Source organism: Streptomyces hydrogenans, from assembly GCF_014656075.1.
Lineage (GTDB): Bacteria > Actinomycetota > Actinomycetes > Streptomycetales > Streptomycetaceae > Streptomyces > Streptomyces hydrogenans.
Window position 1 is genome coordinate 1 of the sequence record NZ_BNBS01000092.1, and the last position, 22,561, is coordinate 22,561.

Genomic DNA, 22,561 nt, shown 5'->3' on the forward strand with positions numbered 1-22,561 from the left:
CGGGGAGGGCGGCGGCTTCGGGCACGACGAGGGGCGGGAGGGCGCGGTGAGCGGCACCGGCGCGACCGCGGTCATGCGGCGCGGGCCCGTACCGGCCGGTCCCGGCGCCCCCGGGGCGGGGCGTCCCGTCCCCGGGCCCGAGCGTCCCGCCTCCTGGGCCCGCTCCCTCCTCGCGCAGATCGCCCTCGGCCTCGTCTGCGCCGGCTACACCACGGGAGCCTCCCTCGGCTGGGGCTCCCCCCGACTCGCCCTGTTCATGGGTGACTTCGGGCTGAGCGTCGCCGCCTTCACCGCCGCCGTCTCGTGCTTCCTCTACGCCAGGACCGAGCCCGGTGGCACCCGCCCCGCCTGGCTCCTCTTCGCCTTCTCGTCCTTCATGGCCGGCGCCGGGAACGCCGTCTGGGGCTGGTACGAGGTCGTGCGCGGCCAGGAGGTCCCCGAGTCCTCCGTCGCCGACCTGTTCTTCTTACTCTTCGCCCCGCCCGCCATCGTCGGTCTCCTCGTCCTGGCCAAGAAGCCCGTCACCCGGGCCGGCTGGGTCTGCCTGGGGCTCGACGCCTGGCTCATCGCCGGGTCCCTGCTGACCCTCTCCTGGAGCCTCGCGCTCGCCCACACCGCCCACTTCCAGGGCGAGTCCGTGGCCCAGGCCGCGCTGTCGCTCGCGTACCCGCTGCTCGACATCGTGCTCGTCAGCATGGTCCTCGCGCTCCACTTCCGGCGCTCCCAGGCCAACCGCTCGGCGGTCAACACCGCCATCGCCGCGCTCGCCCTCACCGTGCTCTGCGACGCCCTCTTCACCTCGCCGCTGCTGCGCGCCAACTACGTCTCGGGCCAGCTGCTCGACGCCGGCTGGTTCGCCGGCTCCCTGCTGCTGGCCTACGCCCCCTGGGGGGTCCACCGTCCGCCGGAGCCCACGGCGGCCCCCGGTCCGGGGCTGCCCAGCCGGCCCATCGCCGGCTCGCTCGCCGCCCTCACGCCGTACCTCGCCGCCGCCGTCTGCACCCTCGGGATCCTGTACAACGTGGTCGAGGGCCGCCGGGTCGACCGCGTCGTCGTCCTCACCGGCTGCGCCGTCGTCCTCGCGCTCGTCGTGCGCCAGGGCATCATGCTGATCGACAACATCGCCCTCACCCACGAACTGGCGCAGAAGGAGAACCACTTCAGGTCGCTCGTGCAGAGCTCCAGCGACGTCATCATGATCGCCGCGCCCAGCGGCGTCCTGCGGTACGTCAGCCCCGCCGCCACCGGGGTGTACGGCCGCGACGCGGAGGAGCTGATCGGCTCCGAGCTGGCCGCGCTCATCCACCCCGAGGACCTCGGCGCCGTCGTCCACGAGGTGCGCCGCTTCCTCGCCGCCTCGCCCGCGGAGGAGCCCACCACCCGCATCGAGTGCCGCTTCCGCTCCGGCCACGGGGCCGCCTCCCGCCCGGGCGAGGCCGAGGGCGGCGAGGAGTGGCTCAACGTCGAGTCCACCGTGAACCGGCACCAGGGCGGCCTGATCTTCAACAGCCGAGACGTGACCGAACGGGTCAGGCTCCAGGCCCAGTTGCAGCACAACGCCGAGCACGACCCGCTCACCGACCTGCCCAACCGCGCGCTCTTCACCCGCCGGGTCGGGCAGGCCCTCGGCGGCCGCCGCTCCTCGGACCTCGGCACCGCCGTCCTCTTCATCGACCTCGACGGCTTCAAGGCGGTCAACGACCGGCTCGGCCACCAGGCCGGCGACGACCTGCTGATCCAGGCCGCCCGACGCCTCCAGGACGCCGTGCGGTCCGGGGACACCGCCGCCCGGCTCGGCGGCGACGAGTTCGCCGCCCTCATCCTCGGCGACGGCCTGCGCGACCGCGCCGCCCGCGAGACCCAGGTGCAGGAGATCGCCGACCGGCTCCGGCTGACCCTCTCCCGCCCCTACCGCGTCGACGGGGGCACCGAGGTCCGGGTCGCCGCCTCCATCGGCGTCGCCTTCGCCGAGCCCGGCATCGGCGCCGGCGACCTGCTGCGCAACGCCGACCTCGCCATGTACCGCGCCAAGGCCGGCGGCAAGGACCGCGTCGAGCTGTACGTGCCCCAGATGCAGGCCGAGGTGGTCCGGCGGACCGAACTCGCCGCGCGGCTGCGCAGCGCGCTCCACGACGGCGAGTTCGCCCTCCTGCACCAGCCCGTCGTGGACCTCGCCACCGGCCGGGTCTCCGCCGTCAGCGCGCAGGCCCGCTGGCGCTCCACCCAGGGCATCCTCTTCACCCCGGCCGAGTACCTGCGGGTCACCGACGACGGCGAGCGCACCGCCGAGCTGGGCCGCTGGCTCCTGGAGGAGGCCGTCGAGCAGGCCGCCGAGCGGGCCGGAATCGGCCATCGCACCCCGGTCTCGGTCCGGCTCTCCGCCCGTCGCCTGCTCGACCGCTCGATGCCCCTCGGCTCCGTCGAGGCCCTGCTGGCCCGGCACGGGCTGCCGTCCGGCTCGCTCGTCCTGGAGCTGGCCGACACCGACCACAGGACCCCGCTGGACGAGCTGGAGCAGCGCCTGGTCACCCTGCGCCGGCTCGGCGTGCGGATCGCCCTCGACGGATTCGGCAGCGGACACGTCGCCGTTCACGCCCTCAGGCGCCTCCCGGTCGACATACTGAAACTGGACAGGGCGCTCGTCGAAGGCGTGGTCGAGTCCGCCCGGCTCCGCAAGATCACCAGCGGTGTGCTCCGGATCGCCGGTGAGCTGGGCATGCAGACCGTCGCCGAGGGCGTCGACGTCCCCGAGCAGGTGCTGGCCCTGCGGGCCATGGGCTGCCGGCACGCGCAGGGCCTGGCCTTCTCGGGCCCGCTCGACGAGTACCGGCTCCGCAGGGCCCTGGTGCGGGGCGACTACCCGCTGCCGGGCGTCGTCTCCGTACCGGCCGGGAAGGGCCCGGAGACGCGGCGGAATCCGTCCCCCGATCAGCTCACATGATGAGACGCGCGTCCCACCCACTTGACAGTGGTGTGGCCCGAGAGGGAGGGTCAGTGCCATGCGCACCCGAATTCTCGTACTTGGAAAGCGCGTCGGCTGAAGCCGGGCCCCTGAAGGCCGGCTGAGAACCACCCGACGCGCTCCCCTCGCTTGCCTTCCGGCACGAGGGGTTTTTTGTTGCACCGGTTCTCCCTCAAGTCGCCGCAAAACCTCGTAAAACACCCCGCAAAAAACCCTCTGCTTCGAGAAGAGATGCTGATGACCGAGCAGGCCACCGGGCACCATCCGCAGCCGCGGCCCCGCAACGGCGCGACGCCCGCCCCCACCGTCGAGCACGTCACGGGCGCGCAGTCCCTCATCCGCTCTCTCGAAGAGGTGGGTGCCGACACCGTCTTCGGCATCCCGGGCGGCTGCATCCTCCCCGCGTACGACCCGATGATGGACAGCAAGAAGGTCCGTCACATCCTGGTCCGCCACGAGCAGGGGGCCGGCCACGCCGCCACCGGCTACGCCCAGGCCACCGGCAAGGTCGGCGTCTGCATGGCCACCTCGGGGCCGGGCGCCACCAACCTGGTCACCCCGATCGCCGACGCGCACATGGACTCCGTCCCGCTGGTCGCGATCACCGGGCAGGTCGCCTCCAAGGCGATCGGCACCGACGCCTTCCAGGAGGCGGACATCGTCGGCATCACCATGCCGATCACCAAGCACAACTTCCTGGTCACCAAGGCCGACGACATCGCGAAGACCATCGCCGAGGCCTTCCACATCGCCTCCACCGGCCGCCCCGGCCCGGTCCTCGTCGACATCGCCAAGGACGCCCTCCAGGCCAAGACCACCTTCTCCTGGCCGCCGCAGACCGACCTGCCCGGCTACCGCCCGGTGACCAAGCCGCACGCCAAGCAGATCCGCGAGGCCGCCAAGCTGATCTCCGCCGCGAAGCGCCCGGTCCTGTACGTCGGCGGCGGTGTCATCAAGTCCGGCGCCACGGCCGAGCTGAAGGTCCTCGCCGAGCTGACCGGCGCCCCGGTCACCACCACCCTGATGGCGCTGGGCGCCTTCCCCGACAGCCACCCGCAGCACGTCGGCATGCCCGGCATGCACGGCGCCGTCACCGCCGTCACCGCGCTCCAGAAGGCCGACCTGATCGTCGCCCTCGGCGCCCGCTTCGACGACCGCGTCACCGGCAAGCTGGACAGCTTCGCCCCGTACGCCAAGATCGTCCACGCGGACATCGACCCGGCCGAGATCGGCAAGAACCGCGCCGCCGACGTCCCGATCGTCGGTGACGCCCGCGAGGTCATCGCCGACCTGGTCCAGGCCGTCCAGGCCGAGCACACCGAGGGCAACAAGGGCGACTACTCCGCCTGGTGGTCCGACCTGAACCGCTGGCGCGAGACCTACCCGCTCGGCTACGACCTGCCGGAGGACGGCAGCCTCTCGCCGCAGCAGGTCATCCAGCGCATCGGACAGCTCGCCCCCGAGGGCACGGTCTTCACCGCCGGCGTCGGCCAGCACCAGATGTGGGCCGCCCACTTCATCGACTACGAGAAGCCCGCCACCTGGCTGAACTCCGGCGGCGCCGGGACCATGGGCTACGCCGTCCCGGCCGCCATGGGCGCCAAGGCCGGCATGCCCGACCGCACGGTCTGGGCGATCGACGGCGACGGCTGCTTCCAGATGACGAACCAGGAGCTCACCACCTGCGCCCTGAACAACATCCCGATCAAGGTCGCCATCATCAACAACGGCGCCCTCGGGATGGTCCGCCAGTGGCAGACCCTCTTCTACAACCAGCGCTACTCCAACACGGTCCTGCACTCCGGCCCGGACGACGTCAACCCGGCGGCCAAGGGCACCCGCGTCCCGGACTTCGTGAAGCTGTCCGAGGCCATGGGCTGCGTCGCCCTGCGCTGTGAGGACCCGGCCGACCTCGACAAGGTCATCGCCGAGGCCAACGCCATCAACGACCGGCCCGTCGTCGTCGACTTCATCGTCCACGAGGACGCCCAGGTCTGGCCCATGGTCGCCGCCGGCACCTCCAACGACGAGGTCATGGCCGCCCGGGGCGTCCGCCCCGACTTCGGCGACGGCGAAGACGACTGAGCAGCGACGAGCCACAGGGAAGAGACCCACACACCATGTCCAAGCACACGCTCTCCGTCCTGGTCGAGAACACGCCCGGCATCCTCGCCCGGATCGCCGCCCTGTTCTCCCGCCGCGGCTTCAACATCGACTCGCTCGCCGTCGGCGTCACCGAGCACCCCGACATCAGCCGCATCACCATCGTGGTCAACGTCGAGTCCCTGCCCCTGGAGCAGGTGACCAAGCAGCTCAACAAGCTGGTCAACGTCCTGAAGATCGTCGAACTCGAGCCCAGCGCCGCGATCCAGCGCGAGCTCGTCCTGGTGAAGGTCCGCGCCGACAACGAGACCCGCTCCCAGATCGTCGAGATCGTCAAGCTCTTCCGCGCCAAGACCGTCGACGTCTCGCCCGAGGCCGTCACCATCGAGGCCACCGGTTCGAGCGACAAGCTGGACGCCATGCTCAAGATGCTGGAGCAGTTCGGCATCAAGGAGCTCGTCCAGTCGGGCACCATCGCCATAGGGCGTGGTGCCCGGTCCATCACGGACCGGTCCCTGCGGGCACTCGACCGCAGCGCCTGAGAGTCACCGGAGGTCGACCGCTGGTCCAGCCGGCGGTCCGACTGACGAGACCCGAGAACTTCCCTTCCGCTCCCCGCCGTACGGTGGGACGCAACACCAGCACCTCAAGGAGATTTCCAGTGGCCGAGCTGTTCTACGACGCCGACGCCGACCTCTCGATCATCCAGGGCCGCAAGGTCGCGGTGATCGGTTACGGCAGCCAGGGCCACGCCCACGCGCTGTCGCTCCGCGACTCGGGTGTCGACGTCCGCGTCGGTCTGCACGAGGGCTCGAAGTCCAAGGCCAAGGCCGAGGAGCAGGGCCTGCGCGTGGTCACCCCCGCCGAGGCGGCGGCCGAGGCCGACCTCATCATGATCCTGATCCCGGACCCGATCCAGGCCAAGGTCTACGAGGAGTCCATCGCCCCGAACCTGAAGGACGGCGACGCGCTGTTCTTCGCCCACGGCTTCAACGTCCGCTTCGGCTTCATCAAGCCCCCGGCCGGCGTCGACGTCGCCCTGGTCGCCCCGAAGGGCCCGGGCCACCTGGTCCGCCGCCAGTACGAGGAGGGCCGCGGCGTCCCCGCGATCGCCGCCGTCGAGCAGGACGCCACCGGCAACGCCTTCGCGCTCGCCCTCTCCTACGCCAAGGCGATCGGCGGCACCCGCGCCGGCGTCATCAAGACCACCTTCACCGAGGAGACCGAGACCGACCTCTTCGGCGAGCAGGCCGTCCTCTGCGGTGGCGCGTCCGCCCTCGTCAAGGCCGGTTTCGAGACCCTGGTCGAGGCCGGCTACCAGCCGGAGATCGCCTACTTCGAGTGCCTCCACGAGCTGAAGCTCATCGTCGACCTCATGTACGAGGGCGGCCTGGAGAAGATGCGCTGGTCCGTCTCCGAGACCGCCGAGTGGGGCGACTACATCACCGGCCCGCGCGTCATCACCGCCGACACCAAGGCGGAGATGAAGAAGGTCCTCACCGAGATCCAGGACGGCACCTTCGCCAAGAACTGGATGGACGAGTACCACGGCGGTCTGAAGAAGTACAACGAGTACAAGACCCAGGACGAGAAGCACCTCCTGGAGACCACCGGCAAGGAGCTGCGCAAGCTCATGAGCTGGGTGAACGACGAGGAGGCGTAAGCCCCTCGGTGCGGGGCCGGACAGCCTGTCCGGCCCCGTGCCGCTTCCTTGGACACCCCGTCCAACCACGGACGGGTGATCCTTCCAACGAGGCGTACGACGTGCGCCGATGCGGCACTACACTGCTCAACAACATCGCGTCTGGCCCACAGCGTCGTGCGCTTTCACGCGGCAAGCCCCCTCCACCGCCTGCGGCCGTCGGGACGGCCGTCCGCACTGCCTCTGTGAGGACTCACGTGAGCTCGAAACCTGTCGTACTCATCGCTGAAGAGCTGTCGCCCGCCACCGTCGACGCCCTGGGCCCGGACTTCGAGATCCGGCACTGCAACGGCGCCGACCGCGCCGAGCTGATCCCCGCGATCGCCGACGTCGACGCCATCCTCATCCGCTCCGCCACCAAGGTCGACGCGGAGGCCATCGCCGCCGCGCAGAAGCTGCGGGTCGTCGCCCGTGCCGGTGTCGGCCTGGACAACGTGGACGTCTCCGCCGCCACCAAGGCCGGCGTGATGGTCGTGAACGCCCCGACCTCCAACATCGTCACCGCCGCCGAGCTCGCGTGCGGTCTGCTGGTCGCCACCGCGCGCAACATCCCGCAGGCCAACACCGCGCTGAAGAACGGCGAGTGGAAGCGGAACAAGTACACCGGCGTCGAGCTCAGCGAGAAGACCCTCGGTGTCGTCGGCCTCGGCCGCATCGGCGTCCTCGTCGCCCAGCGGATGTCCGCCTTCGGCATGAAGATCGTCGCGTACGACCCCTACGTGCAGCCGGCCCGCGCCGCCCAGATGGGGGTGAAGCTGCTGGCCCTGGACGAGCTCCTGGAGGTCGCCGACTTCATCACCGTCCACCTGCCGAAGACCCCGGAGACCCTCGGTCTCATCGGCGACGAGGCGCTGCACAAGGTCAAGCCGAGCGTCCGGATCGTCAACGCCGCCCGCGGCGGGATCGTCGACGAGGCCGCGCTGTACTCGGCCCTCAAGGAGGGCCGCGTCGCCGGCGCCGGCCTCGACGTGTACGCGAAGGAGCCCTGCACGGACTCCCCGCTCTTCGAGCTCGACCAGGTCGTCTGCACCCCGCACCTCGGCGCCTCCACCGACGAGGCCCAGGAGAAGGCCGGCATCGCCGTCGCCCGCTCGGTGCGCCTCGCGCTCGCCGGCGAGCTGGTCCCGGACGCGGTCAACGTCCAGGGCGGCGTCATCGCCGAGGACGTCAAGCCGGGTCTGCCGCTCGCCGAGAAGCTCGGCCGGATCTTCACCGCCCTCGCGGGCGAGGTCGCGGCCCGCCTCGACGTCGAGGTGTACGGCGAGATCACCCAGCACGACGTCAAGGTGCTCGAACTCTCCGCGCTCAAGGGCGTGTTCGAGGACGTCGTCGACGAGACCGTGTCGTACGTGAACGCCCCGCTCTTCGCGCAGGAGCGCGGTGTCGAGGTCCGCCTCACCACCAGCTCCGAGTCGCCCGACCACCGCAACGTGGTCACCGTGCGCGGCACGCTCTCCAGCGGCGAGGAGGTCGCCGTCTCCGGCACCCTGGCCGGCCCCAAGCACCTCCAGAAGATCGTCGCCGTCGGCGAGTACGACGTGGACCTCGCGCTCGCCGACCACATGGTCGTGCTGCGCTACGAGGACCGTCCCGGCGTCGTCGGCACCGTCGGCCGGATCCTCGGCGAGGCCGGTCTGAACATCGCGGGCATGCAGGTCTCCCGTACGGAGGAGGGCGGCGAGGCGCTCGTCGTGCTCACCGTCGACGACACCGTGCCGGCCTCCGTGATCGCGGAGATCTCCACGGAGATCGGCGCCGCCTCGGCCCGCTCGGTCAACCTGGTCTGACACCCGGCCCGCACGGATTCCCACCCGCACCCGGTCTCCGGACACCGCCCCGCAGGGGCCGTCCGGCGGCCGGGTGCCGTGCTGTGACCGCCGATCCCGCGAACCCGGCCCGGCCGGCCGGGCGCCCTCATAGACTCCGGGAATGGCGGAGACTCGGGTGGGGGACTGGCTGGTCGACGACACCGCGCCGCTCGGCAGCGGGCACTTCGCCCGGGTGCTGCCGGCCCGGCGGGTGCGGGCCGAGATGGACGGACACGTCGAGCACCGGGCGGTGAAGATCTACCACGCCCGGGGGGACGCGGAGCAGCGCCGGCGGGCCCTGGACGAGATCCGGGTCCAGGAGCGGCTGATGGGCTGCCCGCACGCGGTGGCGTACGTGGACGCGTTCATCGCCCCCGACGGACCCTTCGCCGGCTGTCTGGTGCAGGTCATGGAGCTCGGCGACCGCTCGCTCGGCCACCACCTGGACGTCGTGGGCCCGCTGCCTGCGTACGACGCGGCCGCCGCGCTCGCGGGCGTGGCGGAGGCGCTGGAGCACGTGCACGGCCGGGGACTGGTGCACGCGGACCTGAAGCCCGGCAACGTCGTGCGCTGCCGCGGCCTGTGGAAGATCGCGGACTTCAACGTGGCCACGGCCCTGCGGGAGACCGTCGCCCCCGACCTGGGCGGCACCCCGTCCTACATGTCGCCGCAGCGGCTGGCTGCGGCCGCGGGCGGACGCCGCGAGGTGCGCCCGGCTGACGACGCCTGGGCCCTCGGCGTCGTCCTCGCCCAGTGCCTGCTCGGCGGACTGCCCTCGTACGTCACCGAGCCGCGCCCCGAGGAGGCGGCCCGGCTCGCCGGGCAGCTCCTCGACGCGCTCGCGGCCCGGGGCACGGATCCGCGCGCGGCCGGCCTGGTGCGGGAGCTGCTGGCCGCCGAGCCCGCGGACCGGCCCACCGCGCGGGCGGCCGCGCGCCGGCTGCGGGACCTGGCCGGCACCGTGCCCCTCCCGCCGACCCGCCCGCTGCCGTACGCGGCGGTCGTGGCCTCCTCCTACGGCGACCCGCACCTGGAGATCTTCGCGGCCGACGCCCGCGGCCTGTGCCACGGCTGGAACGTCTCCGGCTGGAGCAAGTGGCACGCCATGGACGCGCCAGGGCCGGCCGCCGCCCTGGCCGCCGGGGCGCCGGAGACGTACCGGCAGCACCTGTGGCTCCTCGACCGGGACGGGCGGCTGTGGCAGCGGGCCCTGGCCGTGGACCCGGACACGTACGTGCCCGTCGCCGACTGGTCGGCCTGGGAGTCCGTGCCGACGCCCGGCGGGGCGCCGCTGGCCGACATCGCCGCCGCCGGGGCGCCGTGGGCCGCGCACCGGCTGTACGCCGTCGACGGGGACGGCGCCGGCTGGCAGCGGGAGCGGCGCGAGGACGACGGGTGGGCGCCCTGGGCCCCGGTGCCCGGCACGCACGGGGAGCTGGTGTCGCTGCGGCCGGGCGTCGCCTGCGGCGGGCTCGCCGCCGTCGACCGGTCCGGCACCGTGTGGCGCGGGCCCGGGGGCGCCACGGGCCGGTGGCGGCGGGAGCCGGACGGGGACGGCCCGGTGCTCGCCGTGGTGCCGCTGCCGGACGAGGCCCTGGTCGTCCTCGCGGGCGACCGCTGCGTGCTGCGGCCCGGCGGCCTGTACACCGGCCCCTTCCCCGAGCCGCCGCCCGCCGCCTACACGCGCCTGGCCGGCACCTCGCGGTGGAACGGGCACATCGAGCTGGTCCTCGGCGACGACGAGGGCCGGCTCGTGCACACCTGGGCGATGCGGGACTCCGCCGGGTGCTGGCGGTGGGACGCCCGCTGGTGGGAGCTGCGGGACGCCGGGCCGACCGGCTGAACCGGCCGGCCCCTCAGAGCCGGGCCGCCTTCAGCGCCATGTGCAGCAGCAGGCGGTCCTCGCCGGCGTCCAGGTCGAGGCCGGTGAGTTGCTCGACCCGCGAGAGGCGGTAGTAGAGGGTCTGCCGGTGGATGCCGAGGGCCGCGGCCGTGCGGCCCGCCTGGCCCGCGTGGTCCAGGAACACCTCGGCCGTGCGGGCCAGCTCCGTGTGGGCGGGGCCGAGCAGCGCCCGTACCGCCGGGTCCGGCTCGGCAGGCGGGAGGGCGGTGAGCAGCCGGTACGGGCCGAGGCCGTCCCAGTGCGCGACCGGGCCGAAGCGGGGCTGGGCCCGGGCGGTGCGCGCGGCGGCGGTCGCCTCGTGCCAGCTCAGGTCCAGGTCCCCGAGGCCCCGCCGGGGCGCGGCGATCCCGGCGACCACCGCCGGTCCGGCCGGCCCGCGCAGCCGCTCGGCGGCGGTGACGGCGGGGGAGGGGTTGTCGGCCGACCGCAGCCGCACCAGGACGGCGAGCGCCCGGTGGCCGCCGGTCGAGGGGCCGTCGGCGGCGGGCGCCGGGCCGCGCCACGGGAGGGCGCAGAGGGCGGCGGCGCCGGGGACCGTACGGGGGGAGGGGGAGTCCTCGCCGGGCCAGGGGGCCAGGCAGACCAGGGTGTGCAGGCCGTCCGCGTCCGGGCCCAGGGCCGTGCGGAGGGCGGCGACGGCCATGTCGTACTGCCAGCCGCGCTCCGCCGCGAGGACGGCCCGCAGCTCGCGGGAGAGGTCGGCGCCGGCCCGCTCCTCGTCGGCGAGCAGTTCGCCGATGCGGGCGGCCACCTCCATCGCGGCCGTGAGCTGCCGGTGCGAGGGCCCCGGCTCGGCGTCCAGGAGCCAGACGTAGCCGAGGACGACACCCCGATGGCGTACGGGGAGGCAGATCCGGTCCCGGAAGACGCCGGCGTCCGGCGCGGCGGGGATGCGGACGGGGCCGGTGGCCCGGGTGATGCCGAAGCCCTCGAACCAGGCGCGGACCGCCGGGGTGGACTTCCGGGTGAGGATCGAGCGGGTGCGGACGGGGTCCATGGCGCTGTCGTCGTCGCTGTCGTGGGCCCCGAAGGCGATCAGCCCGAAGTCGCGGTTCTCCAGGGTCGCCGGGGCGTCGAGCAGCGTCGAGATCTCGTCCACCAGCTCCTGGTAATCGCCCTTCACGGCCCCCATTCTCGCACCCGCCGACCGGTCCTTCAGACAGATGTCTGAGGGCGTGCTCGCGGATGCGTGACAGCTGTAGATGGCGCAGGATCGGAGCGATCCATATGTTTCACGGTGGTTCTCCGTGCTGTTCCCGGTTCGTACCCCTGCGACCGGTAATGGCCCCGTTCTTCCTCGCTCAATTGGAGGTGCCCCGTGCTGGGTCCCGTGATCCTCGCCGCGTCGCGCAGCGACAAGATGCGCCGTCTCGTGTCGGCCGCGCCCGGGACCAAGCAGGTCGTGGCGCGCTTCATCGCCGGCGAGATCGTGGACGACGTCGTCCCGATCGTCCAGGAGCTGGCGGCCTGCGGCCTGGAGGTCACCCTCGACGTCGTCGGTGAGGACATCACCACCGTCGAGCAGTCCCACGCCGCCCGGGACGCCTACCTGGAGCTGATCGGCCGTCTCCAGGAGCTGGGCCTCGGCGAGCGCGCCGAGATGTCCGTCAAGCTGTCGATGTTCGGCCAGTCCCTGGAGAACGGCCACGAGCTGGCCCTGGCGAACGTGCGCCCGGTCGTCGAGGCCGCCGCCGCGATCGGCACCACGGTCACCCTGGACGCCGAGGACCACACCACCCTCGACTCGATGTTCGCCATCCACGAGGAGCTGCGGAAGGACTTCCCGCAGACCGGCTGCGTCATCCAGGCGTACCTCTTCCGCACCGAGGACGACGCCCGCCGCCTCGCCGCGAACGGCTCCCGCGTCCGGATCGTGAAGGGCGCCTACAAGGAGCCCGCCTCCGTCGCCATCCAGGACAAGCCCGAGATCGACAAGGCGTACGTCCGGATCATGAAGATCCTGATGGACGGCGAGGGCTACCCGATGATCGGCTCGCACGACCCGCGCCTCATCTCCATCGGCCAGGAGCTGGCCCGCCGCGCCGGGCGCAAGCTGGACGAGTACGAGTTCCAGATGCTGTACGGCATCCGCTCCGAGGAGCAGAACCGCCTCGCCGCCGAGGGCCACCGCATGCGCGTCTACACGGCCTACGGCACCGACTGGTACGGCTACTTCATGCGCCGCCTCGCGGAGAAGCCGGCCAACCTGCTCTTCTTCGTCCGCTCCATCCTGACCAAGGGCTGAGCCCACTCCCCCTCTTTGTAAGGAGTCCTGAGACTTATGGACGCTGTGACCCAGGTCCCCACTCCCGTCAACGAGCCGGTGCACGGCTACGCCCCCGGTTCCCCCGAGCGGGCCCGTCTGGAGGTCAAGCTCAAGGAGCTGGCCGACAACCCGCGCGAGCTGCCGATGACCATCGGCGGCGTGAAGCGCATGGGTGGCGGCGAGGCGTTCGAGGTCGTCCAGCCGCACAACCACAAGGCCGTCATCGGCACCTTCCGCGGCGCCACCGAGGCCGACGCCCAGGACGCGATCGACGCGGCCCTGGCCGCCGCCCCGGCCTGGCGCGCGATGTCCTTCGACGACCGCGCCGCGATCATCCTGCGCGCCGCCGAGCTGCTCGCCGGCCCGTGGCGCGAGACGCTGGCCGCCTCCACGATGCTCGGCCAGTCGAAGACCGCCCAGCAGGCCGAGATCGACACCCCGTGCGAGCTCGTCGACTTCTGGCGCTTCAACGTCGCGTACGCCCGCCAGATCCTGGCCGAGCAGCCGCCGGCGAACTCCCCGGGCGTGTGGAACCGACTGGACCACCGCCCGCTGGAGGGCTTCGTCTACGCGATCACGCCGTTCAACTTCACGGCCATCGCGGGCAACCTGCCCACCGCCCCCGCCCTCATGGGCAACGTGGTGGTCTGGAAGCCGTCCCCGACCCAGACCCACTCCGCCGTGCTCCTCATGGAGCTCCTGGAGGAGGCCGGTCTGCCGAAGGGCGTCATCAACCTGGTGACCGGCGACGGCATCGCCGTCTCCGAGGTGGCCCTGAACCACCGCGACCTGGCCGGCATCCACTTCACCGGCTCGACCCGGACCTTCCAGCACCTGTGGAAGACCGTCGGCACCAACATCGAGAAGTACCGCTCCTACCCGCGGATCGTCGGCGAGACCGGCGGCAAGGACTTCGTCGTCGCCCACCCCAGCGCCGACCGCGCCATCCTGAAGACCGCGCTGACCCGCGGCTCCTTCGAGTTCCAGGGCCAGAAGTGCTCCGCGTCCTCGCGCGCCTACATCCCGGCCTCCATCTGGAACGACGGCTTCAAGGAGGAGTTCGCGGCCGAGGTCGACGGCATCACCATGGGTGACGTCACCGACCTGTCGAACTTCATCGGTGCCGTCATCGACGACCGCTCGTTCGCGAAGAACAAGGCGGCGATCGACCGTGCGTCCTCCGACCCGAGCTGCACGATCGTCGCCGGCGGCACCTACGACGACTCGGAGGGCTACTTCGTCCGTCCGACCGTCATCGAGTGCACCGACCCGGAGAACGAGGTCTTCAAGGCCGAGTACTTCGGCCCGATCCTCGCGGTCCACGTGTACGAGGACGACCAGTACGACGCCATGCTGGAGCAGATGGAGTCGGTCTCCGACTACGCGCTGACCGGTGCGGTCATCTCCAACGACCGCGCCGCCGCCGCGCACACGATGGAGAAGCTCCGCTTCGCCGCGGGCAACTTCTACATCAACGACAAGTCGACCGGCGCCGTCGTCGGCCAGCAGCCCTTCGGCGGCGGCCGCGCCTCGGGCACCAACGACAAGGCCGGCGCCCCGCAGAACCTGATGCGCTGGACGCTGACCCGCGCCATCAAGGAGACGCTGGTCCCGCCGACCGAGTACGGCTACCCCCACATGGGCTGACCCCCATCCGCCGCGTGAGCGGCCCCTGATCACCGCCCCCCTCCCCGGTCCCCCCAGGCCGGGGTCGGGGGCGGTACTCATGTGGCCGGGGGAGGTGGGGCGGGGTGTGGGAGGGTGACGGGATGACCGTGCGCACCGCGCCCACCCACGCCCTCGGCGCCGAGCGGCTGGCGGCCGTCCGCGCGCTGCTCGACGCGGCCTTCGACGGCGACTTCTCCGCGGCGGACTGGGACCACGCCCTGGGCGGCGTCCACGCCTGGATCGAGGACGCGACGGGCCTCGTCGCCCACGGGGCGGTCGTCCAGCGCCGGGTGCTGCACCGCGGCCGCTCGTACCGGATCGGGTACGTGGAGGGCGTCGCCGTCCGGGCCGACGCGCGGCGCCGGGGGCTCGGCGGCGCCGTCATGGACGCCCTGGAGCGGGTCGTCGACGGCACCCACCGCTTCGGCGCGCTCTCCGCCTCCGACGAGGGCGCGGCGCTCTACCGGGGGCGCGGCTGGCGGGTCTGGGACGGGCGGATCGCGGTGCTGGGGCCGGACGGGACGGTGCCGCTCCCGGAGGAGGAGGGCGGCCTCCTCGTCCGGCCGGCCGGCGGGCTGGACCTGCCGGATCCGGGCGCCCCGCTGGTCTTCGACTGGCGGGACGGCGACGTGGTCTGAGGCGCCGCTCCCGCCGGCCCGTCGCCGTCGCTAGGCGGCCGGGCCCCGGCGCTCGCGGCCCGCGGCGTTCTCCAGCCCGGCCGTCCACACGGCGGAGAGCGACGAGGTGAGGGCGATGGCGATCGCCAGCCCGGCGGTGCCGAGGGCGCCGACGAAGAAGGCCGCCGTCGCGCCGCCCACCAGGAGCGTCCACACGGCGAGCACCGCCTTGCCGCGGCGGCTCAGGAACAGCCACCGGTGCGGGGCGGCGGGCGGGGCCTGGACGGCGCCGGCCGGGCCCGCGAGCGCCGCGGCGGGGCGCTTGAAGTAGCCGTACACCAGCCATTCGCCGCACGGCTCCCAGCCCTCCGGCGTGAGCTCGTCCTCGACGCGGGCGCGCCGGCGGCCGGCGATCACCTCGCGGCGGTACTCCCAGCGCAGCGCCGAGCCGGGCGTGCGGCGGCAGACGAACCGGCCGATCGGGTCCAGCGACTCGACCTCCCAGCCCTGGGCGCCGTGGACGGCCAGCATCCGCCGGTCGTTGAAGAGGTCCGCCGTCCAGGTCCAGTGCTCGGCCGCCGCGTCCGGGCCGTCCGGCTCCGGGGCGAGCCCGCCGAGCCGGGCCGCGAACCGCGCCGCCGGCCCGAACTCCTCCTCCGGGGCGGTCCCGGACTCGGCGAGGTGGGCGCGCAGGTCCTCGACGGTGGCCTCGATCTGCGCGGCGGGGACGCCGGCGGCGGCCAGGGCCCCGGTCACCTCGGCGAAGTAGGCGGTGTCGTTCATGCGGTGGGTCCCCCTGGTCGCAGTGCGGTGTCGACGGCGCGGTGGAACTCCCGCCACGACCGGCTCTCCGCGGCGAGGTGCTCGCGCCCCGTCGGTGTGAGCCGGTAGTAGCGGCGGCCGGGACCGCGCTCGGCGGCGCGGAACTCGGCCTCCACCAGGCCGGCCTCCTCCAGACGGTTCAGTACGGGATAGAGCGTCCCGCCCTTGATCTCGCCGAGGCCCGCCTCGGCGAGCGCCTTGGCGATCTCGTACCCGTAGCTCTCACCGTCGGTCAGTCGGGAGAGGACGAGCAGGTCGAGGACTCCCTTGAGCCAGCTGGATCTGCGGTCGGCTGCCATGGACGCATTGCAGCACCACCTAGGTAGGAATGCAAGCTAGGTAGGAGTGGCGGGACGTTGACCGTGGGAGACCGGCCGTCTCAGATAGTAGGAAGTCCGAGTAATTGTGGAGACAGATGAGGGTGCCTGCCCTAGCTTTGTAGAAGCCGAACGTCTCGCTTCATCAGCGAATGGCGGTCGAGAGCGCGACGCCCCGTGCAGGCAACCCCTGCGGCGGCGCTCCCCGCCCCTTTCCGGCGCCTTCGATCACCTGATCTCCCGATCGCAGCTGATCTCCGCACATCCGGATCACCACTGATCTCAAGGAGTCGATCCCTCATGGCCGCTCAGACCGCCCCCCGCGTCCGCCACTCCGCCGCCCGTCCCAGCGACGAGGCCCGGCAGAACGCCGCCGCAGCCCTCCAGCGCGCCCTCGACCGCCGCGACAACGGCGGCTCCACCGGTCACTGACCTGCCCGACGCCTGTCCGTTCGTCCACATGGTGGACGAAGCGTGTCAGACGATGGGACGAAGAGTAGGGTGCCGCCATGTCTCACAGCATCAATCTCGCAGTCATTCCCGGCGACGGCATCGGCCAGGAGGTCGTGGCCCAGGGCCTCAAGGTCCTCGCGGCCGTCCTTCCCCAGGACGTGAAGCTGGAGACCGAGGAGTACGACTTCGGCGCCCGGCGCTACCACGCCACCGGTGAGACCCTCACCGACGCCGACCTGGACTCCCTCAAGAAGCACGACGCCATCCTGCTCGGCGCGATCGGCGACCCCTCGGTGCCGTCCGGCGTCCTGGAGCGCGGCTTCCTCCTGAAGCTGCGCTTCGCCTTCGACCACCACGTGAACCTGCGCCCCTCGAAGCTGCTCCCCGGCGTCGCCACCCCGCTCGCCGGGCAGCCCGCGATCGACTTCGTCGTCGTCCGCGAGGGCACCGAGGGCCCGTACACGGGCAACGGCGGCACCATCCGCAAGGGCACCGAGCACGAGGTCGCCACCGAGGTCTCCGTCAACACCGCCTTCGGCGTGGAGCGCGTGGTCCGGGACGCCTTCGCCCGCGCCCAGGCCCGCCCGCGCAAGAAGCTGACGCTGGTCCACAAGAACAACGTGCTGACCTTCGCCGGCCACCTCTGGACCGACACCTTCAACCGGGTCGCCCAGGAGTTCCCCGAGGTCACCACCGACTACCTGCACGTCGACGCGGCGACGATCTTCCTCGTCACCGACCCGGCCCGCTTCGACGTCATCGTCACCGACAACCTCTTCGGCGACATCATCACCGACCTCGCCGCGGCCGTCTCCGGCGGCATCGGCGTCGCCGCCTCGGGCAACATCAACCCGAGCCGGGACTTCCCGTCCATGTTCGAGCCGGTGCACGGCTCCGCCCCGGACATCGCGGGCCAGGGCAAGGCCGACCCCACGGCCACCGTCCTCTCCGTCGCCCTCCTGCTGCGCCACCTCGGCTACGAGACCGAGGCCGCCCGGGTCGAGACGGCCGTCGAGGCCGACCTCACCGAGCGGGGCACCGCCGTCCGCACGACGGACCAGATCGGCGACGCGCTCGCCGCGCGAGTAGCGAGCTGACCCGCGCGCCACTGACACCACACAGCAGCCGCCGGGTCGTTCACGCACCCGGCGGCTGCTTCCTGTGCGGTCGCGGGGTGCCCCCGTCGAACCCTGGACCGCGTCACCCGTTTCGTACGCAGGTTCCCACGCGCGATAATCGGACGTGGGCCGCGGCATGCGCGAAAGCTCGGACGTCCTAGCAGTACTGCCAAGCGGGCGTGAGCGCGGTCCGACACACACAACCGGTGAAGGACAAGCACCCATGACGACGATCGAGCTCAAGCCCTCCTCCAGCCCGCTGTCCGACGCGGAGCGCGCGGCGATCCTGGCCAACCCCGGATTCGGCCGCCACTTCACCGACCACATGGTCACCATCCGCTGGACCGAGGGCCGCGGCTGGCACGACGGCCAGCTCGCGCCGTACGGCCCGCTCTCCCTCGACCCGGCGACCAACGTCCTGCACTACGCCCAGGAGATCTTCGAGGGCCTGAAGGCGTACCGCCGCCCCGACGGCTCGGTCGCCTCCTTCCGCCCCGACGCCAACGCCCGGCGCTTCCAGCGCTCCGCGCACCGCATCGGCATGCCGGAGCTCCCGGTCGAGACCTTCATCGAGGCGTGCGACGCCCTGGTCCGCCAGGACGAGGCGTGGGTCCCGGAGCACGGTGGCGAGGAGTCGCTCTACCTCCGCCCGTTCATGATCGCGACCGAGGTCGGCCTGGGCGTCCGCCCGGCCAACGAGTACCTCTTCGTCGTCATCGCCTCCCCGGCCGGCCCGTACTTCCCCGGCGGCGTCAAGCCGGTCTCCATCTGGGCCTCCGAGGACCGCGTCCGCGCCGTCCCCGGCGGCGTCGGCGACGCCAAGACCGGCGGCAACTACGCGGCCTCCCTGCTCGCCCAGGCCGAGGCGGCCGCCAAGGGCTGCGACCAGGTCTGCTACCTCGACGCGGTCGAGCACAAGTGGGTCGAGGAGCTCGGCGGCATGAACCTGTACTTCGTGTACGGGAACAAGATCGTCACCCCCACGCTCACCGGTTCGCTGCTCGCCGGCATCACCCGTGACTCGCTCCTCCAGGTCGCCCGCGACCTCGGCTACGAGTCCGTCGAGGAGCGCGTCTCCATCGACCAGTGGAAGACCGACACCGAGAACGGCACCCTCACCGAGGTCTTCGCCTGCGGCACCGCCGCCGTCATCACCCCCGTCGGCACGGTCAAGTCGGCCCGTGGCGAGTGGCTGCACTCCGGCGGCCGGCCCGGCGAGGTCACCATGAAGCTGCGCGAGGCGCTGCTCGACATCCAGACCGGCAAGGCCGAGGACGTCCACGGCTGGATGCACGAGCTGGGCAAGTGACCCGCCGGGGCCTGTCCGCCCCTTCCCGTCGGACAGGCCCCGGTCAGTCGGCCGGCACGCCCGGGACGGACTCCGTCCCGGGCGCGTCGCGTTCCGGGGCCGGGGTGAGCACCGCGTACAGCAGGCCGCCGGTGAGCCCCGAAAGCACGAAGCTGCAGTCGATCCCGCCGGTCAGGGCCAGCAGCGGCCCCTCGTACAGCGGCGTCGAGACGGCGGCCAGGCCGACCGCGGCGCCGAGCGCCCAGGAGACGGTGGCGCGCGGGTGCCAGCCGGCCGAGAACCAGTAGATCCCGCCGCGCGAGCGCCGGTTGTGGACCTGGAGCGCCTCGGGGTCGTACTCCCCGCGGCAGCGCGCGTGCCCGATGAGGGTGATGACCGCCCACGGAGTGCCGATCGCCGTCAGGAGCAGCACGAACGAGGTCATCGCCGACTGGGCGTCCGAGGCGAAGTGCCCGAGGAAGACGAAGCCGGTGGCGACGGCCGCGACCACCAGGGTGGCCCGGGTGCGGGTCGCGCGGGGCAGGATCGCGTCGAGGTCGAGGCCCATCGAGTAGAGCATCAGTCCGGCGTTGCCGACCGAGCCGGCGGTGGCCGCCAGCAGCAGCGGGACGAGGTACCAGACGGGCGAGGCGGCGACCAGCGGTCCGGCGTAGTCGAGGCCGGCGCGGGCGGCCAGCGCCGTGACCGTGCCGAAGAGCTGCGGCACCAGCAGGCCGACGAGCAGTCCGAGCCAGGTGGCGCGGTGGACGGAGCGCGCGCTGTGCCGGGTGGGGGAGACGTACCGGGTGTAGTCGCCGAGCAGGGTGATGAAGGCGACCGGGCCGCTGAGGCCGGCGGCGACCGCGGAGAACAGCCAGGTCGGCCAGAAGGAGCCGAGCAGGTACGGGGTGTCCGGTACGGGCGCGGTGGTGAAGTCCCCGGCGTACGCGACGAGCCCCACCGCCAGCAGGACCGTCATGCCGACGGCGAGCGCCTTGCTCAGCCGGAGCAGCAGCCGGTAGCCGTACACGGCGCCCACCACCGTGCAGGCCGCGAGCAGCGCGTAGACGACGGCGTGCGTGCCGTCCCCGGTGGACAGGCCGGTCAGCCGGGCGAGGGTGCCCACCATGACGTCGCCGCCGATCCACAGGGTCAGGGCGGTGTAGCCGAGCGAGAGCAGCAGCCCCACCACCGAGCCGACGAGCCGGCCGCGGACGCCGAAGAAGGCGCCGGAGGAGGTGGAGAGGTTGGTGGCGGTACGCAGCGACACCAGCGCCAGCGGGGCGGTGACGGCGACGCCGGCGAGCGTGCCGGTGACCACGGAGGTGACCGAGGCCCACAGGCCGAGGCCGAAGGAGACCGGCAGCCAGCCGAAGACGATCACCCCCAGACAGAGGTTGGAGCCCAGCAGGATCGCGACGAGGTCGCGGGGGCCGCTGGTGCGTTCGGCCTCGGGGACGGTGTCGACGCCGCGCTGTTCGATCGCCATGGGACCTCCGGGGGAGCGGAAGGGGGGATGATTTAGAGCGACGCTCAATGTGGCCTATGGCTGGACGGCACGTCAATGCTTGGAAGCATGGGCCTCAGCATTTAGAGTGTCGCTCAAACAGGAGGTGGATGACGTGCGACCGACCCCCGTACCGGGCGACCGGCTGCCGCTCCGCGGCGTGCGATCGGCCGCGCCGGGCTCGGCGACGGGCCCTCGCCCCCGGGCCGGCGACGTCCGGGTGGACGACCGCGCCCGCCCGCTCCCGCCCGTCCCGTCGCCGATCCGCCCGGAGCCGGCCGGCTCCGTCTCCCCGAACCGCCTCGACTCCCTCTAGGACCCGCCTCATGACCTCGTACCGCATGCCCGCCGAGTGGACCCCGCACGAGCGCACCTGGATGGCCTGGCCCAGCCCCAACCCCACCTTCACCGACGAGGCGGAGCTGGCCGGCGCCCGCGAGGCGTGGGCCTCCGTCGCCCGCGCCGTCCGCCGCTTCGAGCCGGTGACCGTGGTCGTCGCCCCCGGCGACGCGGAGGGCGCCCGCGCGCTCCTCGGCGACGACGTCGAGCTGATCGAGCGCGAGCTCGACGACGCCTGGATGCGCGACATCGGCCCCACCTTCGTCACCGACGGCACCTCCCTGGCCGCCGTGGACTGGGTGTTCAACGGCTGGGGCGCCCAGGACTGGGCCCGCTGGGAGCACGACTCCAAGATCGCCCGTCATGTCGCGGACGCGGCCGGCGTCACCGTCCACAGCAGCCCGCTGGTCAACGAGGGCGGCGGCATCCACGTCGACGGCGAGGGCACCGTCCTGCTCACCGACACCGTCCAGCTCGGCTCCGGCCGCAACCCCGAGTGGACCCGCGAGGAGGTCGAGCAGGAGGTCCACGCCCGCCTCGGCACCACCAAGGCCATCTGGCTCCCGCACGGCCTCGCGGGCGACTACGGCATGTACGGCACCCAGGGCCACGTCGACATCGTCGCCGCCTTCGCCCGCCCCGGCACCGTCCTCGTCCACAGCCAGCAGGACCCGAACCACCCCGACTACGAGCGCTCCCGGACCTACGCGTCCCTGCTGCGCGCCCAGACCGACGCCCAGGGCCGCCCGCTGGAGGTCATCGAGGTCCCCGCCCCCACCGTCCTCAAGGACGAGGAGGGCGACTGGGTCGACTACTCCTACATCAACCACTACCTCTGCAACGGCGCCGTCGTCCTCTGCTCCTTCGACGACCCCCACGACGCCCTCGCCGCCGAGATCTTCCGCAGCCTCTTCCCCGACCGCGAGGTCGTCCTGGTCGACGCCCGCACGATCTTCGCGGCCGGCGGCGGCATCCACTGCATCACCCAGCAGCAGCCGGCGGTGTAGAACGTACGAGTGAGTCAGAGCAGCAGCCTTCCCCCCGCCCCCCGCCGTCGCAACCAGGCCGCGCCGCCGCGGGAGGACGTCTTCGCGGCGGCCATGGACACCGTGGCCGCCCGCGGTCTCGACGGGCTGACCATGGCCGGGCTGGGGCGACGGGTGGGGATGAGCAGCGGCCACCTGCTGTACTACTTCCGCACCAAGGACGAGCTGCTGCTCCAGACCCTGGAGTGGAGCGAGGGGCGGCTCGGCGCCGAGCGGGGGGCGCTGCTGTCGCGGCGGGGCAGTGCGCGGGAGCGGCTCGACGGGTACGTGGACCTCTACGTGCCGGACGGGCCGCGCGACCCGCACTGGACGCTCTGGCTGGAGGTCTGGAACCGCTCGCAGAACGCCGCCGAGGACGCCCGCGCCCGCCAGGCCGCCATCGAGTGGGCGTGGCACCGGGACCTCGTCGCGATCCTCGCCGAGGGCGTCTCCCGGGGCGAGTTCAGGGCCGTCGACCCGGACCGCTTCGCCACCCGGACGCGCGCCCTCCTGGACGGCTACAGCGTGCACGTCGCGGTCGGCCTTCCCGGCACCGGGAGGGACGAAGTCCTCGCCCAGGTGCGGGAGTTCATCGACGAAACCCTGATCCCGCGAACGTAACGCACGCAAGTACTCCCGATCGTTGCCCCCTGCACCCTTGTC

At 72.6% G+C, this 22,561-nt stretch carries 19 protein-coding genes; 15 read left to right on the forward strand and 4 right to left on the reverse strand.

All coding sequences use genetic code 11. The features are described from left to right. The first annotated feature begins 73 nt into the window (after positions 1-73). The 6 genes from IE321_RS29805 to IE321_RS29830 all read left to right on the forward strand — a co-directional run bounded on the left by IE321_RS29805 (position 74) and on the right by IE321_RS29830 (position 10,418). Positions 74-2,941: a putative bifunctional diguanylate cyclase/phosphodiesterase gene (locus IE321_RS29805; RefSeq protein WP_226651487.1), complete on the forward strand. Its 2,868-nt coding sequence runs from the start codon at positions 74-76 to the stop codon at positions 2,939-2,941. Between the two features lie 252 nt (positions 2,942-3,193). Next, entirely contained in the window at positions 3,194-5,047 is a 1,854-nt protein-coding gene (locus tag IE321_RS29810; RefSeq protein WP_190225182.1) for an acetolactate synthase large subunit, read from the forward strand. Positions 5,048-5,082: 35 nt separating this feature from the next. Continuing rightward, positions 5,083-5,607 carry an acetolactate synthase small subunit gene (gene ilvN, locus IE321_RS29815; RefSeq protein ID WP_043219928.1) on the forward strand — a complete coding sequence of 175 codons (525 nt, stop codon included), beginning with the start codon at positions 5,083-5,085 and terminating at the stop codon, positions 5,605-5,607. 119 nt (positions 5,608-5,726) lie between these two features. Beyond that, entirely contained in the window at positions 5,727-6,728 is a 1,002-nt protein-coding gene (ilvC, locus tag IE321_RS29820) for a ketol-acid reductoisomerase (protein ID WP_043219930.1), read from the forward strand. A gap of 236 nt (positions 6,729-6,964) precedes the next feature. Beyond that, positions 6,965-8,554, forward strand: a complete 1,590-nt coding sequence (gene serA / locus IE321_RS29825; protein ID WP_043219932.1) for a phosphoglycerate dehydrogenase — start codon at positions 6,965-6,967, stop codon at positions 8,552-8,554. Positions 8,555-8,696: 142 nt separating this feature from the next. Next, positions 8,697-10,418, forward strand: a complete 1,722-nt coding sequence (locus IE321_RS29830) for a protein kinase domain-containing protein (RefSeq protein WP_190225183.1) — start codon at positions 8,697-8,699, stop codon at positions 10,416-10,418. 13 nt (positions 10,419-10,431) lie between these two features. On the opposite strand, the gene IE321_RS29835 is transcribed toward IE321_RS29830, so the two are convergent. Next, positions 10,432-11,601, reverse strand: coding sequence for a PucR family transcriptional regulator (locus tag IE321_RS29835; RefSeq protein WP_190225184.1), 1,170 nt, complete (start codon positions 11,599-11,601; stop codon positions 10,432-10,434). Positions 11,602-11,796: 195 nt separating this feature from the next. Here IE321_RS29835 and IE321_RS29840 point away from each other — a divergent pair, with 195 nt between their 5' ends. The 3 genes from IE321_RS29840 to IE321_RS29850 all read left to right on the forward strand — a co-directional run bounded on the left by IE321_RS29840 (position 11,797) and on the right by IE321_RS29850 (position 15,050). Then, positions 11,797-12,723 (forward strand): proline dehydrogenase family protein, encoded by a 927-nt coding sequence (locus IE321_RS29840; protein ID WP_190225185.1) that lies wholly within the window; start codon positions 11,797-11,799, stop codon positions 12,721-12,723. A gap of 36 nt (positions 12,724-12,759) precedes the next feature. Continuing rightward, positions 12,760-14,391, forward strand: coding sequence for an L-glutamate gamma-semialdehyde dehydrogenase (pruA, locus tag IE321_RS29845; protein ID WP_043219938.1), 1,632 nt, complete (start codon positions 12,760-12,762; stop codon positions 14,389-14,391). Between the two features lie 122 nt (positions 14,392-14,513). Continuing rightward, a complete protein-coding gene (locus IE321_RS29850; RefSeq protein ID WP_190225186.1) occupies positions 14,514-15,050 on the forward strand; it encodes a GNAT family N-acetyltransferase in 537 nt (178 codons plus the stop codon). A gap of 30 nt (positions 15,051-15,080) precedes the next feature. Here IE321_RS29850 and IE321_RS29855 read toward each other — a convergent pair whose 3' ends face one another. Together IE321_RS29855 and IE321_RS29860 are read right to left on the reverse strand one after the other, a co-directional pair. Then, complete coding sequence (locus IE321_RS29855; RefSeq protein ID WP_043219940.1) at positions 15,081-15,812, reverse strand: hypothetical protein; 732 nt, start codon at positions 15,810-15,812, stop codon at positions 15,081-15,083. Further along, the gene (locus IE321_RS29860; RefSeq protein WP_043219942.1) at positions 15,809-16,150 is read right to left on the reverse strand and encodes a PadR family transcriptional regulator; all 342 of its coding nucleotides are present in this window, start codon (positions 16,148-16,150) and stop codon (positions 15,809-15,811) included. Before IE321_RS29860 ends, IE321_RS29855 begins: the two co-directional genes overlap by 4 nt. Before the next feature lie 318 nt (positions 16,151-16,468). On the opposite strand from IE321_RS29860, the gene IE321_RS42915 reads away from it, so the two are divergent. The 3 genes from IE321_RS42915 (at position 16,469) to IE321_RS29870 (ending at position 19,048) form a co-directional block, all read left to right on the forward strand. Beyond that, entirely contained in the window at positions 16,469-16,600 is a 132-nt protein-coding gene (locus tag IE321_RS42915) for a hypothetical protein (protein ID WP_264202427.1), read from the forward strand. A gap of 77 nt (positions 16,601-16,677) precedes the next feature. Further along, complete coding sequence (locus tag IE321_RS29865) at positions 16,678-17,718, forward strand: 3-isopropylmalate dehydrogenase (RefSeq protein ID WP_043219944.1); 1,041 nt, start codon at positions 16,678-16,680, stop codon at positions 17,716-17,718. Between the two features lie 244 nt (positions 17,719-17,962). Then, the gene (locus tag IE321_RS29870; protein ID WP_043219946.1) at positions 17,963-19,048 is read left to right on the forward strand and encodes a branched-chain amino acid aminotransferase; all 1,086 of its coding nucleotides are present in this window, start codon (positions 17,963-17,965) and stop codon (positions 19,046-19,048) included. 43 nt (positions 19,049-19,091) lie between these two features. On the opposite strand, the gene IE321_RS29875 is transcribed toward IE321_RS29870, so the two are convergent. Further along, on the reverse strand, positions 19,092-20,516 hold the full coding sequence (locus IE321_RS29875; protein ID WP_190225187.1) for a cytosine permease: 1,425 nt from the start codon (positions 20,514-20,516) through the stop codon (positions 19,092-19,094). Between the two features lie 133 nt (positions 20,517-20,649). Here IE321_RS29875 and IE321_RS29880 point away from each other — a divergent pair, with 133 nt between their 5' ends. The 3 genes from IE321_RS29880 (at position 20,650) to IE321_RS29890 (ending at position 22,519) form a co-directional block, all read left to right on the forward strand. Continuing rightward, on the forward strand, positions 20,650-20,850 hold the full coding sequence (locus tag IE321_RS29880) for a hypothetical protein (protein WP_190225188.1): 201 nt from the start codon (positions 20,650-20,652) through the stop codon (positions 20,848-20,850). Between the two features lie 10 nt (positions 20,851-20,860). Beyond that, the gene (locus tag IE321_RS29885; protein ID WP_190225189.1) at positions 20,861-21,880 is read left to right on the forward strand and encodes an agmatine deiminase family protein; all 1,020 of its coding nucleotides are present in this window, start codon (positions 20,861-20,863) and stop codon (positions 21,878-21,880) included. Positions 21,881-21,973: 93 nt separating this feature from the next. Then, positions 21,974-22,519 (forward strand): TetR/AcrR family transcriptional regulator, encoded by a 546-nt coding sequence (locus IE321_RS29890; RefSeq protein WP_308076569.1) that lies wholly within the window; start codon positions 21,974-21,976, stop codon positions 22,517-22,519. Positions 22,520-22,561 lie beyond the last annotated feature (42 nt).